General features: G+C 64.9%; 14 protein-coding genes. 4 read left to right on the top strand and 10 right to left on the bottom strand.

The annotated features are described in order from the left end of the window. Positions 1–90 precede the first annotated feature (90 nt). Together hslO and LQT98_RS04165 are read right to left on the bottom strand one after the other, a co-directional pair. Entirely contained in the window at positions 91–972 is an 882-nt protein-coding gene (gene hslO, locus LQT98_RS04170; RefSeq protein WP_231461227.1) for an Hsp33 family molecular chaperone HslO, read from the bottom strand. Next, complete coding sequence (locus LQT98_RS04165; protein ID WP_231461226.1) at positions 969–1,565, bottom strand: Ntn hydrolase family protein; 597 nt, start codon at positions 1,563–1,565, stop codon at positions 969–971. Before LQT98_RS04165 ends, hslO begins: the two co-directional genes overlap by 4 nt. Positions 1,566–1,757: 192 nt before the next feature. Between LQT98_RS04165 and LQT98_RS04160 the strand changes: the two genes are divergently transcribed. Continuing rightward, positions 1,758–2,216 carry a hypothetical protein gene (locus LQT98_RS04160; RefSeq protein ID WP_231461225.1) on the top strand — a complete coding sequence of 153 codons (459 nt, stop codon included), beginning with the start codon at positions 1,758–1,760 and terminating at the stop codon, positions 2,214–2,216. On the opposite strand, the gene LQT98_RS04155 is transcribed toward LQT98_RS04160, so the two are convergent. Next, the gene (locus LQT98_RS04155; RefSeq protein ID WP_231461224.1) at positions 2,185–2,601 is read right to left on the bottom strand and encodes an OsmC family protein; all 417 of its coding nucleotides are present in this window, start codon (positions 2,599–2,601) and stop codon (positions 2,185–2,187) included. The two genes, LQT98_RS04160 and LQT98_RS04155, sit on opposite strands and share 32 nt — an antisense overlap. Before the next feature lie 121 nt (positions 2,602–2,722). Between LQT98_RS04155 and tsaD the strand changes: the two genes are divergently transcribed. The 3 genes from tsaD (at position 2,723) to LQT98_RS04140 (ending at position 6,678) form a co-directional block, all read left to right on the top strand. After that, positions 2,723–3,751, top strand: coding sequence for a tRNA (adenosine(37)-N6)-threonylcarbamoyltransferase complex transferase subunit TsaD (tsaD, locus tag LQT98_RS04150; protein ID WP_231461223.1), 1,029 nt, complete (start codon positions 2,723–2,725; stop codon positions 3,749–3,751). Between the two features lie 55 nt (positions 3,752–3,806). Then, complete coding sequence (locus LQT98_RS04145; RefSeq protein WP_231461222.1) at positions 3,807–5,711, top strand: ATP-binding cassette domain-containing protein; 1,905 nt, start codon at positions 3,807–3,809, stop codon at positions 5,709–5,711. 292 nt (positions 5,712–6,003) lie between these two features. After that, the gene (locus LQT98_RS04140; RefSeq protein ID WP_231461221.1) at positions 6,004–6,678 is read left to right on the top strand and encodes a substrate-binding periplasmic protein; all 675 of its coding nucleotides are present in this window, start codon (positions 6,004–6,006) and stop codon (positions 6,676–6,678) included. 46 nt (positions 6,679–6,724) lie between these two features. Here the strand turns inward: LQT98_RS04140 and accD are convergent, their stop codons facing one another. The 7 genes from accD to LQT98_RS04105 form a co-directional block, all read right to left on the bottom strand. Continuing rightward, on the bottom strand, positions 6,725–7,594 hold the full coding sequence (gene accD / locus LQT98_RS04135; RefSeq protein ID WP_231461220.1) for an acetyl-CoA carboxylase, carboxyltransferase subunit beta: 870 nt from the start codon (positions 7,592–7,594) through the stop codon (positions 6,725–6,727). A gap of 74 nt (positions 7,595–7,668) precedes the next feature. After that, positions 7,669–8,457 (bottom strand): tryptophan synthase subunit alpha, encoded by a 789-nt coding sequence (gene trpA / locus LQT98_RS04130; RefSeq protein WP_231461219.1) that lies wholly within the window; start codon positions 8,455–8,457, stop codon positions 7,669–7,671. Between the two features lie 9 nt (positions 8,458–8,466). Beyond that, on the bottom strand, positions 8,467–9,669 hold the full coding sequence (gene trpB / locus LQT98_RS04125) for a tryptophan synthase subunit beta (protein WP_048411474.1): 1,203 nt from the start codon (positions 9,667–9,669) through the stop codon (positions 8,467–8,469). Beyond that, positions 9,656–10,285: a phosphoribosylanthranilate isomerase gene (locus LQT98_RS04120; protein ID WP_231461218.1), complete on the bottom strand. Its 630-nt coding sequence runs from the start codon at positions 10,283–10,285 to the stop codon at positions 9,656–9,658. Before LQT98_RS04120 ends, trpB begins: the two co-directional genes overlap by 14 nt. A gap of 2 nt (positions 10,286–10,287) precedes the next feature. Further along, positions 10,288–11,079: a tRNA pseudouridine(38-40) synthase TruA gene (gene truA / locus LQT98_RS04115; protein WP_048411472.1), complete on the bottom strand. Its 792-nt coding sequence runs from the start codon at positions 11,077–11,079 to the stop codon at positions 10,288–10,290. Positions 11,080–11,342: 263 nt separating this feature from the next. Then, a complete protein-coding gene (locus LQT98_RS04110) occupies positions 11,343–13,751 on the bottom strand; it encodes a type IV pilus assembly protein FimV (RefSeq protein ID WP_231461217.1) in 2,409 nt (802 codons plus the stop codon). 278 nt (positions 13,752–14,029) lie between these two features. After that, positions 14,030–14,421 (bottom strand): FimV/HubP family polar landmark protein (locus LQT98_RS04105; protein WP_331282523.1); only part of this gene is annotated, 392 nt, incomplete at its 5' end.

Here is a 14,421-nt window from a genome sequence, read left to right as displayed (position 1 = left end):
TTTTTACCCTGTTTTTTGCCAAGAAAAAGGCGTAAAAAAAGCCGCTTGCGCGGCTCATTGATAGTTTGTTGCCAAACTAATGACATGGAATCAATGCCGGGCCTCGCGCACCGCGGCGACCACATCGTAGTCGAACAAGCGATTGGCATCGTCCTCGTCATAGACATAGTGCTGGTTGCAGTAATCACAGACGATTTCCACGCTGCCCTGCTCCAGCAGCACCTCGCCCACTTCCTGCCCGCCCAGCATCTTCAGCATGTCGCCAACGCGCTCGCGGCTGCAATTGCAGGCGAAGCTCACCGTTTCCTGATCGAACACCCGCACCGTTTCCTCATGGAACAAGCGATGCAGGATATCTTCCGCCGGCAAGCCCAACAGCTCATCTTCCCGCAGGGTGGCGCCCAGCATCTGGATGCGCTCCCAGCCTTCCGGATCGCCATGTCCTTCCGGCAGCTTCTGCAATAGCATGCCGGCGGCGGTGTCGTCGCTGGAAGCCAGGATCAGCCGGGTTTCCAATTGCTCGGAACGGCGCATGTAGTTTTCCAGCATCTCGCCGACGCTATCCCCCTCCAACGCCACAATGCCCTGCCAGGTTTGCGCCTTGTCCACGCGCGGCTCCAGCGTCACCACGAAGCGGGCGTTGACGCCCAGCAGCGTCTGGATAGGCGCGTTCTCCGGCATGGCTTCATCCCATTTGGCGGTGGCGCGGATGGTGCGATCGTTATTGCACTCCACCACCGCCAGCTTCAGCGGCCCGGTGCCATGGATCTGCAGGATCAGCGCGCCGTCGAACTTGAGGTTGGCGGCCATCAGTTCGGCCGCCGCCATCATCTCGCCGATGATCTTCTTCAAGGCCGGCGGGTAGCTGCGCCGAGCCAGCACCTGCTGCCAGGCGCCGTCCAGCCTCACCAGGGCGCCGCGCACCGGCGCGCCGTCGAATAAAAACCGTTGCAATCTGTCTTGTGTGCTCATGCTATGTCTTTCTTGTCCTTGTCCGCCGCCAGTTCTACGGTATAGACCGTCATCGGCATGGCAGAACTGACGTCGAACTCGCAGCCGGCGCGCACGCCGATTTCGGCGATTTCGCGCGCGCTCAGCGCTTGATCGTAAACCGCGTACATCGCGCCCATCGCGAACTTGCGACCGGAGCCTATCGCCCAGATGCGGGAGAACTCATAGATCTCGCGCATCGGATAAACCCCGAAAATGCCGTGACGGTTGGCGATCACCACCATCATCTGGCTGGATTCGTACGGGTCTTCCTCGTCCTCCTCGGGACGCAGATAGAAACCGTCCTTCAGCTTGGGATGCAGCTTGCGGAAGGTCTCGAAAATGCCCTGGCGGCTGCTCAGGTCCTTTTTCTTCAATTCCTTCAACGCGCCTTGCAGCACCAGGTCGTGCGCGGCGGAGCCGGAAATGGCCAGATAGCTGTCGCCGTGCTGGAAAATCTTGTTGTGAAAACAGTCGTAGTCGGCCAACAGCTTCTGGTCGTCGCCAAAAGTGGTCTGGCTATCGGCGGCGATCGCAATCTGATCGCCCTTTCTTACCGCCACGATGGTAGTCATCCCCGCGCCTTTTCGTCGTATCGCGGCGCCCGCGTGAGGCCGCGCAAAACCGTCTATTGTATCGGCTTACGCCGGGCAACCCAAGCCCAGCGCCGCAAGCTGGGCCAGTCGGCTAGATGGGGGCCGGCGGACGGTTTTCAATGATGGCCATGCAAGCCGGGACGGATGACAAGGTGAACACATGACGATACAATGATATTGATTCTCATTTACAAAGAAACCATGCAATTCCACGCTCAGGACTTTCCCATCGTCTGGCTGGATCGCCACCGCCCGGATGGACAGCAGCCCACCGATATTTTCGCCACCCTGGACCAGTTGCTGAGCCAGCAACGGCCCTTCGTGTTCATCGCCCGCGAGCCGGCGCCGACCGAGCTCGACCTGCACGCGCGCATCGTCCGCAAGATGGCGGCGCTATGGGTCAAGGACAACCGCCTGCAGATCCGCCAGCTGATTCGCGCCACCATCGTGATCGCGCCGCGACCGGAGCAACAGCGCGACCTGGACGAGTTCGCGCCGCGCTTCGAAAAGTTTTGGGGCTATCCGCTGCGCCACCAGCCGGACCACGATGCCGCGCTGTGCCTGGCGGCGGAATTGCTGGCCGGGCCGCCCGCCGCCCTCAGGCGTCGCGCAGTTCGAAATCGTGGCTGATATCGGCGGTCTTGCCCAGCATGATGGACGCTGAGCAGTATTTCTCCGCCGACAGCTTGATCGCCCGCTCCACCGCATCGGCCTTCAGTTCGCGCCCACTCACCACAAAGTGGAAATGGATGCGGGTTAATACCTTGGGCTCTTCCTCGGCGCGCTCGGCCTCGATCTCCACCCAGCAATCGCTGACCTGCTGCCGGGACTTCTTCAGAATGGTGATCACGTCGTAACTGGTGCAGCCGGCGGTGCCCAGCAATAGCAATTCCATCGGCCGCGGCCCCAGATTGCGGCCGCCGCCCTCCGGCGCGCCGTCCATCACCACCGCGTGGCCGCTGCCGCTCTCGCCCAGGAAACACACGCCGTCCACCCATTTCAGCCTGGCTTTCATCGCCCCCACCTTTCACCATCACGCTATCGAAAACGGCTAGCCTAACATCCGGATTTGGGCGAACAAAGATTCACCGGTAAAATAGAAAGATTGTCCCGCTATATCCGAGCTGCGCCCAAACATGCTGGTACTAGGTATTGAATCTTCCTGCGACGAAACCGGAGTCGCGCTGTATGACACCGACGGCGGCCTGCTGGCCCACCAATTGCACACTCAAATGGCCATGCACGCCGAATACGGCGGGGTGGTGCCGGAGTTGGCCAGCCGCGACCACATCCGTCGCGCCATCCCGCTGACCGAGGCCTGCCTGGCCGAGGCCGGCAAGACCCTGGCCGATCTCGACGCCATCGCTTACACCCAGGGCCCCGGTCTGGGCGGCGCCCTGCTGGTGGGCGCCAGCGTCGCCAATGCGCTGGCCTTCGGCCTGAACATCCCGGTGCTGGGCGTCCACCACCTGGAAGGCCATCTGCTGTCGCCGCTGCTGGCCGAGCCCAAGCCCGAATTCCCCTTCCTGGCCCTGCTGGTTTCCGGCGGCCACACGCAGTTGATGGCGGTGCGCGGCGTCGGCGACTACCAGATCCTGGGCGAAACCCTGGACGACGCCGCCGGCGAAGCCTTCGACAAGACCGCCAAGCTGCTGGGCCTGCCCTATCCCGGCGGCCCGCTGCTGTCGCGGCTGGCCGAGGAAGGCGATCCGACCCGCTTCACCCTGCCGCGGCCGATGCTGAATTCCGGCGATCTGGACATGAGCTTCTCCGGCCTGAAAACCGCGGTGCTGACGCTGAGCAAGCAAGTGGCGGACGCCGACGGCCATATCGACGAGCAAACGCGCAAGGACATCTGCCGCGCCTTCCAGGAAGCCATCGTCGAAGTGCTGACCAAGAAATCGCTGGCCGCGCTCAAGCAGTGCGGCATGAAGCGGCTGGTGGTGGCCGGCGGCGTCGGCGCCAACAAGCAGCTGCGCGCCGCGCTGGACGAGGCCGCGCGCCGCCGCCGCCGCTTCGAAGTCTTCTATCCGCCGCTGGCGCTGTGCACCGACAACGGCGCGATGATCGCCTTCGCCGGCGCGATGCGGCTGCAACACGCTCAAGCCCCCGGCAGCTACTCGATCAAGCCGCGCTGGGACCTCGGCTCGCTGCCGCCGGCCTGACCCACACCCATGCGCCGCGCCGGCCACACGCGCCGGCGCGGCCGTTCGGACTCCTATGATTCAACTCAAGAACCTCAATCTGCGCCGCGGCCTGAAAGAATTGCTGCTCAGCGCCAACCTCACCCTCAACCCCGGCTACAAGACCGGCCTCACCGGCGCCAACGGCGCCGGCAAGTCCAGCCTGTTCGCGCTATTGATGGGCGAACTGCACGCCGACGGCGGCGATGTGCTACTGCCGCCGCACTGGACCATCGCCCACGTGGCGCAGGAAACCCCGGCGCTGCAGCGCTCGGCGCTGGACTACGTGCTGGACGGCGACCATGAGCTGCGCCAGTTGGAGCAAGCGCTGCAACAGGCCGAGGATCGCCACGACGGCAACGCCATCGGCCATCTGCACGGCGAACTGGCGCGCATCGACGCCTACGCCGCGCCGGCGCGCGCCGGCAAATTGCTGACCGGCCTCGGCTTCGACGTGGACGCCCAGCTGCGGCCGGTGGCCAGCTTCTCCGGCGGCTGGCGCATGCGCCTGAATCTGGCGCAGGCGCTGATGTGCCGCTCCGACCTGCTGCTGCTGGACGAGCCCACCAACCACCTTGACCTGGAAACCGTGCTGTGGCTGGAAGACTGGCTGCAAGGCTATCCCGGCACCCTGCTGATGATTTCCCACGACCGCGACTTCCTCGACAGCGTCTGCGACCACATCATCGAAGTCGCCAACCAGGACCTGACGCTGTACACCGGCAATTACAGCCAGTACGAAGTGATGCGCGCGGAGAAACTGGCGCGCCAGCAAGGCGAGTACGAGAAGCAGCAACGCCAGATCGCCCACCTGGAATCCTTCGTCAACCGCTTCAAGGCCAAGGCGTCCAAGGCGCGCCAGGCGCAGAGCCGGGTCAAGGCGCTGGAAAAGCTGGAGCGCATCGCGCCGGCCCATGTGGCCTCGCCGTTCGACTTCCACTTCGACAGCCCGGACAATCTGCCCAATCCGCTGCTGAAACTGGAACAGGCCGATGCCGGCTATGGCGCCGTCACCATACTCGGCGGCCTCAATCTGTCGGTGGAATCCGGCGCCCGCATCGGCCTGCTCGGCGTCAACGGCGCCGGCAAATCCACCTTGGTCAAGCTGCTGTCCGGCGATCTCGCACCCTTGCGCGGCGAGGTCATCGCCGCGCAGACGCTGAAGATAGGCTATTTCGCCCAGCACACGCTGGAAACCCTGCGCGAAGACGACAGCCCGCTGCAGCACATGCAGCGGCTGGCGCCCAATGCGCGCGAACTGGAACTGCGCAGCTTCCTCGGTGGCTTCAATTTCCGCGGCGACGCCGCCTCCGACCCGGTGGGCCCGATGTCCGGCGGCGAAAAGGCGCGGTTGGCGCTAGCGATGATAGTCTGGCAAAAACCCAATCTGCTGCTGCTGGACGAACCCACCAACCACCTGGACCTGGAAATGCGCCACGCACTGACCATGGCCTTGCAGGACTTCAGCGGCGCGCTGATCGTGGTGTCCCATGACCGCAGCCTGCTGGAAGCCACCACCGACACCTTCTGGCTGGTCAGCCACGGCAAGGTGCAGCCCTTCGACGGCGACCTGGAAGACTACCGCCAGTGGCGGCTGGCGCAGCTGGCCGACGCCGGCAAGCCCTCCGCCGGCGACGCCCAGGGCCTGAATCGCAAGGAGCAGAAACGCCAAGAAGCGGAAGCGCGGCAGCGGCTGTCCCAGCTGCGCAAACCGCTGCAGACGCGCCTGAACAAGCTGGAGAAGGAGCTGGACCAGCTCAGCGCGGAGAAGGCCGAGCTGGACGGCTTCATGGCCTCCGCCGACGCCTACGAGGACGCCAACCGGCAACGGCTGACCGACGCGGTGCGCCGTCAGGGCGAGGTGAGCTCGCGCCTGGCCGAAGTGGAGGAAGCCTGGCTGGAAGCCCAGGCCGAGATGGAGGCACTGGAACAGGAGGAGTAAGGCCGCGGCGCGGGCTTGTCCACAGCAATCACCGGATAACTATGTGGATAACCCCGCCCGTAAGGCAAAAAAACTTTTGCAATTAGCCACTTGCCTCTTACGCTTATAAAAAAGGCAAATTCAGGGAACTTTCCCACTCCGCCGATGAGCAAATCTGGTGACAGAGTGTGGATAAAGCCTTCAAACCGCTGATTGCAAAACATAAATGATCTCCGCCTATTTTTTAAGCGCCACCCAGCGGCCTTCGAGCCGACGCAGGACCAGGCGCCTCCTGCCGACGCCGCGCCTGGCCTTGGCCGGCCTGCTATTGGCCGGCGCCGTCTTCGCCGACGCGCCGATACGGCTGAACACCCATCAGCAAGCGCCGCTGTCCTTCCGCAAGGACAACGGCGCCGCCGACGGCCTGGCGGTGCAAGTGGTGCAATGCGCGCTCAAACAACTGCAACGCACCTACACCATCGCCTTCCTGCCCTGGCCGCGCGCGCAATGGCAGGTGCAACACCAACAGGCCGACGCCTTCTTCACCGCCACCCCGTCGGCGGAGCGCGACGGCTACGCGGTCTTGTCCGCCTCCATCCTGCCCTATGAGCGGCGCTGGTATCTGCTGAAGGACTACCCGTTGTCACCCAGCAGCGGCGATTTCAAGCTGCAGGCGCGCACCGCCGCCTTCAATGGCTCCAATATGGACGACTGGCTGCGCGAACATGGCTACCAGCTCACCTCCACCCCGCCCAATAGCGAACAGTTGGTCAGGATGCTGCTGAACCACCGCGTCGATGCCATTCTGGGCAACGCCTACGTGGTTGACGCGCTGATCGCCAAGATGGGCGTGCAGGAGCAGCTGCGCAGCGAACTGGCGCAAAGCCTGCCCTTCGGCGTCTACTTCGGCAAGGCCTTCCTCGCGCGCGAATCGCCGCAATTCCTGACACAGTTCAACCACGCGGTGCAAACCTGCCGCGCCAAATAAAAAAGCCGCCATCACTGGCGGCTTTTCAACACGGCTAGGCTGCGGGTCAGACCGGCGCCGGCTCCTTCATCAGCAAGGCGCTCAACTCCGCCAGCTTGCGCTTCAGCTCGCGCCGGTCCACCACCATGTCCACCGCGCCCTTGCTCAGCAAGAACTCGGCGCGCTGGAAGCCTTCCGGCAGCGTTTCACGCACGGTCTGCTCGATCACGCGCGCGCCGGCGAAACCGATGCGCGCGCGCGGCTCGGCCAGCACCACATCGCCCAGGAAGGCGAAGGATGCGGACACGCCACCCATGGTCGGATCGGTCAGGATCGAAATGAAGGGCAGCTTGGCATCGCTCAGCAACTGCAGCGCGGCGCTGGTCTTGGCCATCTGCATCAACGAGTTCAGGCCTTCCTGCATCCGCGCGCCGCCCGAGGCCGCCACGCAGACGAAGGGCGCCTTGGCCTCCACAGCGGCGCGCACGCCGCGCACGAAGCGCTCGCCCACCACCGAGCCCATGGAGCCGCCGATGAATTTGAATTCAAACGCGGCCACCACCACCGGCATCGATTCCATGCTGCCCTGCATCACCACCAGCGCGTCGTCCTCGCCGGTATCGGTCTTGGCGGCGGTCAAGCGGTCCGGGTACTTCTTGCTATCCTTGAACTTCAGGATATCCACCGGCTTGACCTCTTCGCCCAGCTCGCGGCGGCCTTCTTCATCCAGCAGCAGGTTCAGACGTTCGCGCGCGGTCAGCGGATGGTGGTGATTACACTTGGGACACACCTGCAGATTGCTCTCCAGGTCGGTGTAATACAACACGGCTTCGCATTCCGGGCACTTGCTCCAAAGCCCCTCCGGTACCGCGGAAGGTTTATCGGCGCGGTTGTCGCGCTTGATCTTCGGCGGCAGGAGCTTATTCAACCAGCTCATGCTGACTCCTTGATTCATGGCCCGCCGCGTAAACGGCGGACACAGTAAAACGGGGGCTGAGCCCCCGCTTCGTTCTATCGGATGGCGGCCTTCAGTTCGGCCACCAGACGGGTTAACCGCTCTTTGGCGGTTTCGGGTGTCGCCGCCTCAATTTCCTGCACCAAGCGGCTGCCTACCACCACCGCGTCAGCGGCAGCAGAGATCGCCTTGGCGGTCGCGCCGTCGCGAATGCCAAAGCCGACGCCGATCGGCACGGTCAAATATTCTCTAAGGGCAGCAATTTTACGCGCTACGTCGTCAATGTCCAGATGCCCGGCGCCAGTCACCCCCTTCAAAGACACATAATAGACATAACCACGCGCCAATTTGGCGATTTCCGCCACACGTTGCGGCGGCGTGGTCGGCGCGATCAGGAAGACCGGGTCCAGGCCGTTGGCGCTCAAGGCGGCGGACAAATCCGCCGATTCCTCCGGCGGGCTGTCCACGGTCAGCACCCCGTCGACGCCGGCGGCCTTGGCCGCGGCGGCGAAGTCCTGGTAGCCCATGGCGAACACCGGGTTCAGATAGCCCATCAGCACCACCGGGGTGTGATCATTGTCGCGGCGGAACTCCGCCACCAGCTGCAGCACCTGGCGCAGGCCCACTTTGTGGACCAGAGCGCGCTCGGAGGCGCGCTGGATCACCGGACCGTCGGCCATCGGGTCGGAAAACGGCACCCCCAGCTCGATGATGTCGGCGCCGCCCTCCACCAGGCCGCGCATCAGCGACACGGTCAGCTGCGGCGACGGGTCGCCGGCGGTGATGAAGGGAATCAGCGCCTTGCCGCCGGCCAGCGCTTCAAAACATTTGGCGATGCGTGACATAGCGCCTCCTTACAAGGTGATGCCGGCCAGGCCGGCCACGGTGTTGATGTCCTTGTCGCCGCGGCCGGACAGATTGACCAGGATCACCTGATCCTTGCCCATCTTCGGCGCTTCCTTGGCGGCCCAGGCCAGCGCATGGCTGGATTCCAGCGCCGGGATGATGCCTTCGAAGTGACAGCAGTCGTGGAAGGCGCGCAAAGCCTCGTCGTCGTTGATCGCCACGTAGTCGGCGCGGCCAATGTCCTTCAGATGACTGTGCTCCGGCCCCACGCCCGGATAGTCCAGGCCGGCGGACACCGAATGGGTTTCCACCACCTGGCCATTCTCATCCTGCATCAGATAGCTCTTGGCGCCGTGCAGCACGCCCAGGGGCGCGCCACCGGAAATCGGCGCCGCGTGCTTGCCGGAAGCCAGGCCCAGGCCGCCGGCCTCGACGCCGACCATGCGCACGCCGTCAACGCCGATATAGGGATAGAACATGCCGATGGCGTTGGAGCCGCCGCCAACACAAGCCACCACCACGTCCGGCTGACGACCGATCACTTCCGGCATCTGCACCTTGGCCTCCTCGCCGATCACCGACACGAAGTCGCGCACCAGCATCGGGTACGGATGCGGGCCGGCCGCGGTGCCCAGGATGTAGAAGGTGCTGTCGATATTGGTCACCCAGTCTCGCATCGCCTCGTTCAAGGCGTCCTTCAGCGTCTTGGAACCGGACTCCACCGGCACCACGGTGGCGCCCAGCAGCTTCATGCGGAACACATTGGGCGATTGACGCTTGATGTCCTCGGCGCCCATGTACACCACGCACTCCATGCCGTAGCGCGCCGCCACGGTGGCGGAAGCCACGCCGTGCTGGCCGGCGCCGGTTTCGGCGATCACCCGCTTCTTGCCCATGCGCCGCGCCAGCAGCGCCTGGCCGATGGCGTTGTTGATCTTGTGCGCGCCGGTGTGGTTCAAGTCCTCGCGCTTCAGATAGATCTGCGCGCCGCCCAGTTGCTCGGACCAGCGCTTGGCGTGATAGACCGGGCTGGGCCGACCGACATAATGCTTGAGCTCGTGACGGAATTCTTCCCAGAACGACGGGTCGGCCTTGACGCGAGCGTATTCGTTTTTCAGCTCGTCCAGCGCCGCCATCAAGGTTTCGGCGACATAGACGCCGCCATGCGGGCCAAAATGGCCCTGGGCGTCCGGCAGGTCATAACGATCCATGTCTAACTCCTGATATGAACGCCGCCATTCTGGCGGCATCTTTAATTCCCTTGGACGCCTCCACTCCACTGGAGACGTCGACCGCGGCCGGGCGCACCTGCGCCACCGCCGCCGCCACATTGTGTTCGTCCAGGCCGCCGGACAGGATCAGCGGCAGAGGCAAGGCCTCCGGCAGCAGCTTCCAGTCAAAGGTGGCGCCGGTGCCGCCATGCGCGCCCTCGACGAAGGCGTCGCTCAATAGCGCGCGCGCGTCCGGGTACTCCGCGGCGATCTCGGCCAGATCCACGCCCGGCTTCACCCGTATCGCCTTCAGATAAGGACGCTGGAAAGAGCGGCAGAAAGCGGCGTCTTCCTCGCCGTGGAACTGCAAGATGTCGATCGCGCAGGCGGCCAACACTTCGCGCACGTATTCCGGCTCCGGGTTGACGAACAAGGCCACCACGCTGACGAAGGGCGGCAGCGCCGCGATCACCGCGCGCGCCTGCTCGACGTCGACATGGCGCGGGCTCTTGGCGTAGAACACCAGACCGATGGCGTCGGCACCCAGCCGCGCCGCCTCGGCGCCATCCTCGGGCCGGGTAATGCCGCAAATCTTGATTCGGGTCGTGCCGCCCACTCTCATCTCCACAAAGCCAGCCGCGCGGCGTCCGCCTGCGACGGCAAATCGTATATTTCCGGATAGCCCACGCCGGTCAGGTACAGACCATCCGGCATGAAGGTGGGCGGCGCGAAGGTGCGGTCGCGCGCGGCCAACAAGCCCGCCATCTCCTCGGGGCGCAAAGCGCCCTTGCCGACATAAACCAGCGCGCCGACGATATTGCGCACCATGTGATGCAGGAAGGCGTCCGCCAGCAAATCGAAGCGGATCAGGCCGTCTTGCTCGCTGATGTCCAAGCGCTGCAAATCCTTGAGCGGCGACTTGGCCTGGCATTCGGACGCGCGAAAGCTGGAAAAATCATGCCGTCCCAACAGATGAGCCGCCGCCTCCCGCATCGCCGCCACATCCAGCGGCTGGTGGAACCAGCCCATCTTGCCGGCCAGCAAGCAGGGCCGCACCGGGCTGGTCAGCAGGAAATAGCTGTAGCTGCGGGAAAACGCCGAAAACCGCGCGTGAAAATCGTCCGACACCTCGCGCGCCCATACCACCGCCACCTCGGCCGGCAGCACCGCGTTGACGCCACGCACCCAGGCGTTCAGCGGCCGCTGCGCCGGGCTGTCGAAATGCACCACCTGCATCGCCGCGTGCACGCCGGCATCTGTCCTGCCGGCGGCCAGGGTGCCGACCTCCTCGACACCGGCGATCTGCGCGATCGCCTGGTTCAACCTGTCCTGCACCGTATTGCCATGCGGCTGAGTCTGCCAGCCGGCGAACGCCCGACCGTCATACTCGATGCCGAGCGCTATCCTCATGCCCACACCTTAATCAAAACACCACGCCGCTCCGCGCCGACAAGCGCCGGTCGACGCGACCAAGTTCAGTAAAGCACTCACTCTACCTTATCCTGCCCGGTTTGCGCCACGCCCCAATCACGGCTTTTGCTGCGAATTCTCAAGAAAAACCGCCAACCCCTGCCAACATGAGCGCCCAACTCGCGAACTTTCGCAAAAAAAACAGCGCCGACGCATCTTGAACGCGTCGGCGCCTTGACTCCATCCGGCCCTAAACCCGGCTATCAACCGCCGCTTGCTTCCTTCATCAGCGCATCCGCGGTTTCCTTGTCGCCCATTTCCAGGTACAGCTTGGCCAGCTCCATTTTTTCCTCGGCCGGGCTGGTCGCTGTGGACGGAGGAGCAGGCGGCGGGGGCGCGCTTGGCCGCGGAGGCGCCGCCGGCTCGCTTGCGCGCTCCGCAACGGGCTCATCCATTGCCGGCATCGGCGCAGCCGGCGCCGTCGGCGCGGCGGGCGTCACTTCCGCGACCACGGGCGCGGCCATCGCGAACAAGGGATGGCCGGGCGCGACGGTCTGACCGATCTCGCACACCCGCATCCACAAAGTGCTGTCCTTGCCGAACACGCCTTTGGCGGTGGTGGCCTCGGCGATGAACAGCTGCTTGTCCTGCTGGGTGGACAGCACTTCCAACAGCTTATAACGCAAATCCTGCCGCATCGGCTCGTTGGCCAGGCCTTCGCGCAAGATCTCCAGCGCCTGATCGTCGCGGCCGTAGGCCAGATAGACATCGGCCTCGGCCACTCGGTCCACCGAGGACAGATCGATGCCATCGCCCTTCTTCAAGGAGCTCATCAAGGTGGTCAGCGGCCCCAGCATGGACGCGCCGCCCACGGCCGCGCCCGCCACCGGGACGGCCGCATCGGCCTTGCCCTGCTGACGCTTGCGCCGAGCCAGCAGCAAGGCCACCAAACCCAGCGCCGCCGCCGCGCCGCCCAACTTCCAGCGCAGCGATTCATCCGCCAGCATCGCGCCCAATTCATCGCTCCAGCCGCTGGCGGCCGCTTCCACGGGAGGTGTCTTCACCTCGGACGCCGGCTTGATCACCGGAACGGGTTCCGCCGCATGGGGCGGCGCCTCGTGTTCAAGCGCAGCCTGCGGCGCGGACGCCGCCACCGGCATAGAGCTGACCGCGGCCACCTTGGGCGCCGCCTTGGTCTCGTGCCCGGTCTCGGTCGCCGCCACGCGGTTCTCCGTCATCGCCGGAGCCGGTGCGGAAGCCGGCGCCGCGGCCTTGGCCGCCAGATTGCGCTGGTAATCTTGTATCTTCTGCTCCAACGCCTTGGCCCGCTGTTCCGCCTGCTTCAGCGCCTGATCCTGCCGTTGCAGCATTTGCTGCAAATGCTGCTCCTGCGGCGACGATGCGCCCGGCTTGCGCTCGGCGGGCGCCTGCGTGGCGGTCTCGCCCTTGGCCATTGCCGGCTTGGGCGGCGCAACCGCGCGCGGCGGCTCCGCTGGCGCGGCGCGGGTCTCGCCCTTGCCGATCACGGGCTTGGGCATAGATTCCTTGGCCTTGTCCGCCGAGGGCGCCTTGGCCTCGACCGCAGCGGACTTGGACGCTTTAGGTTCGGCCGCGGCAGGCTTGGGCTCGGGCGCTTTGGCCGGCGCCACGCCGGCCTGGCCGCGCAGACGCCATTCCGCCGGATATTCCAGCGCCACGCCTGCGCGCAGCAGATTGGCGTTGCCGTCGATGAAAGCTTCAGGGTTATCGTGCAGCAGTTGCTGGCTGACCGCGCCGCCGCCGCGCATGCGGCTGGCGATGCCGGACAAGGTATCGCCCTTGAGCACGCGATAGACTTTCAAGGCGCGCTTGGCGGATGCCGGCTTGGCCGCCGCCTGCGGATCCAGCAGCACCGAATAATTCTTTTGCGCCTTGAGCTTGCCCGCGCTGACTTCCAGCCGGAATGCCAGCATCGGCTCGGTCACCGGCTGTTCGGTGCGCAATTGCACCTTGAACTTGCCCTTGGCCACTTTTTCGAGCTGGGGAAGAATGGAGGCCACCAAGCGTGCCTGCTGCTCGCTGGGCTCGCCCTGCGCCGCCACCGCGAACAAGGCCAGCCGCGGCGGATCGGCCTGTTCCAGCGCGCTGCCCTGCAAGGTCAGCTCCAGCAACAGCGGCTCGCCCAGCCGCGAGCGCAAGCGCACATCGCTCAAGCCCAAAGAGTCAAGCCGCGGCGAGGCGTCCACGCTGGCGACATGCTTCTTGCCATCCTCCCGCGCCGGCGCCGGTTTGTTGCGCGGGCCGTCACGGCGGTAATCCACCTCGAACTCACGCACCAGCCTGCCGGCCGGCCAGCTCAAGTCCACGGCGAAGCGCAGCAGCGGCTCCGGATAGGCGACCGCGCCCTTGACCAGGATTTTCTGAACGCTGCCGTCAGGCTTGCGCACGATGGAAAACTGCAGATTGCCGGCGGATGGGCTGTAAGTGGACAGCAAGGGATAGCGGTTGCGGTCCGCCAGCCCCACCAGCACATTGTCGGATGGCTCTTCGTCCACCACCGGAATTTCCGCCAGCAAGGGTTCGCCTTCGGCGGACAGCACCCGTATCGGCCCCAGGCCGGCGGAGGCGACGGCGGCCAGACCAAGGCCGGCCAGCAGCACCGCGATATGACTCATGCGCGTCTTAACAGACATGGAAGGCTATCCCCATCCTCATTCTTTCGAAGCCGCCGGCGCCAGATCGTCAACAGGCTCTTACAACGTTTTAATTATTGCAACGAAACCGCGCAACAACCACTTAGCGAAGATAAATCAAACATCTGCGCGCCATTGCACCGCGGCCATAGTCAAAAAAACCACACTTCGGCCGCGGTTTGCGGCGCATTCGGCGCGAACCCGGCATTTATGCCGGCTCAGACACTCAAACGGCGGGACGAGTACTCGTCCCGCCGCGCAGCGCCGTCGCGCCCACCTCAGGCGCTGATGCTTGCCAGCAAGGCCTCCGCCTCCGCCTTGAGCGGCCCCTGCGCCTCGGCGATCAAGTCCTGCAGCACTTCCTTGGCCCCGTCGCGGTCGCCCATGTCCAGATAAACCTTGGCCAAATCCAGCTTGGTGGCCAGCGGATCATCCAGCACCGACATCCCTTCGGCTTGCGCCGGCGCTGTTGGCGCGGCAGGCGCGGCTGCGGGTGTTTCGGCCAGCATGTCCTCGTACAGCGATTCGAAACCGGCCGGCTCGGCGGCTGCGGCCGGCTGCGTTTCCGCCGCGGCCGGCGCTTCGGTCGCCAGGCTGTCCAGATTGAAATCGAAGTCCAGCAGATTGTTCTCCGCCGGCGCCGCGGCCGGCTCGGCCGCCGCTTCCGGCT

Origin of the sequence: Chromobacterium aquaticum (assembly GCF_021129195.1) — a bacterium.
Classification (GTDB): domain Bacteria; phylum Pseudomonadota; class Gammaproteobacteria; order Burkholderiales; family Chromobacteriaceae; genus Chromobacterium; species Chromobacterium aquaticum.
Note: the sequence above shows the minus strand (reverse complement) of the source record. Positions and strands in the feature narration are given on the sequence as shown.

Excerpts from the sequence above, each read along its gene's own strand:
- hslO (WP_231461227.1), bottom strand. The coding sequence starts at position 972 with ATGAGCACACAAGACAGATTGCAACGGTTTTTATTCGACGGCGCGCCG.
- LQT98_RS04165 (WP_231461226.1), bottom strand. The coding sequence starts at position 1,565 with ATGACTACCATCGTGGCGGTAAGAAAGGGCGATCAGATTGCGATCGCC.
- LQT98_RS04160 (WP_231461225.1), top strand. The coding sequence starts at position 1,758 with ATGATATTGATTCTCATTTACAAAGAAACCATGCAATTCCACGCTCAG.
- LQT98_RS04155 (WP_231461224.1), bottom strand. The coding sequence starts at position 2,601 with ATGAAAGCCAGGCTGAAATGGGTGGACGGCGTGTGTTTCCTGGGCGAG.
- tsaD (WP_231461223.1), top strand. The coding sequence starts at position 2,723 with ATGCTGGTACTAGGTATTGAATCTTCCTGCGACGAAACCGGAGTCGCG.
- LQT98_RS04145 (WP_231461222.1), top strand. The coding sequence starts at position 3,807 with ATGATTCAACTCAAGAACCTCAATCTGCGCCGCGGCCTGAAAGAATTG.
- accD (WP_231461220.1), bottom strand. The coding sequence starts at position 7,594 with ATGAGCTGGTTGAATAAGCTCCTGCCGCCGAAGATCAAGCGCGACAAC.
- trpA (WP_231461219.1), bottom strand. The coding sequence starts at position 8,457 with ATGTCACGCATCGCCAAATGTTTTGAAGCGCTGGCCGGCGGCAAGGCG.
- trpB (WP_048411474.1), bottom strand. The coding sequence starts at position 9,669 with ATGGATCGTTATGACCTGCCGGACGCCCAGGGCCATTTTGGCCCGCAT.
- truA (WP_048411472.1), bottom strand. The coding sequence starts at position 11,079 with ATGAGGATAGCGCTCGGCATCGAGTATGACGGTCGGGCGTTCGCCGGC.
- LQT98_RS04110 (WP_231461217.1), bottom strand. The coding sequence starts at position 13,751 with ATGTCTGTTAAGACGCGCATGAGTCATATCGCGGTGCTGCTGGCCGGC.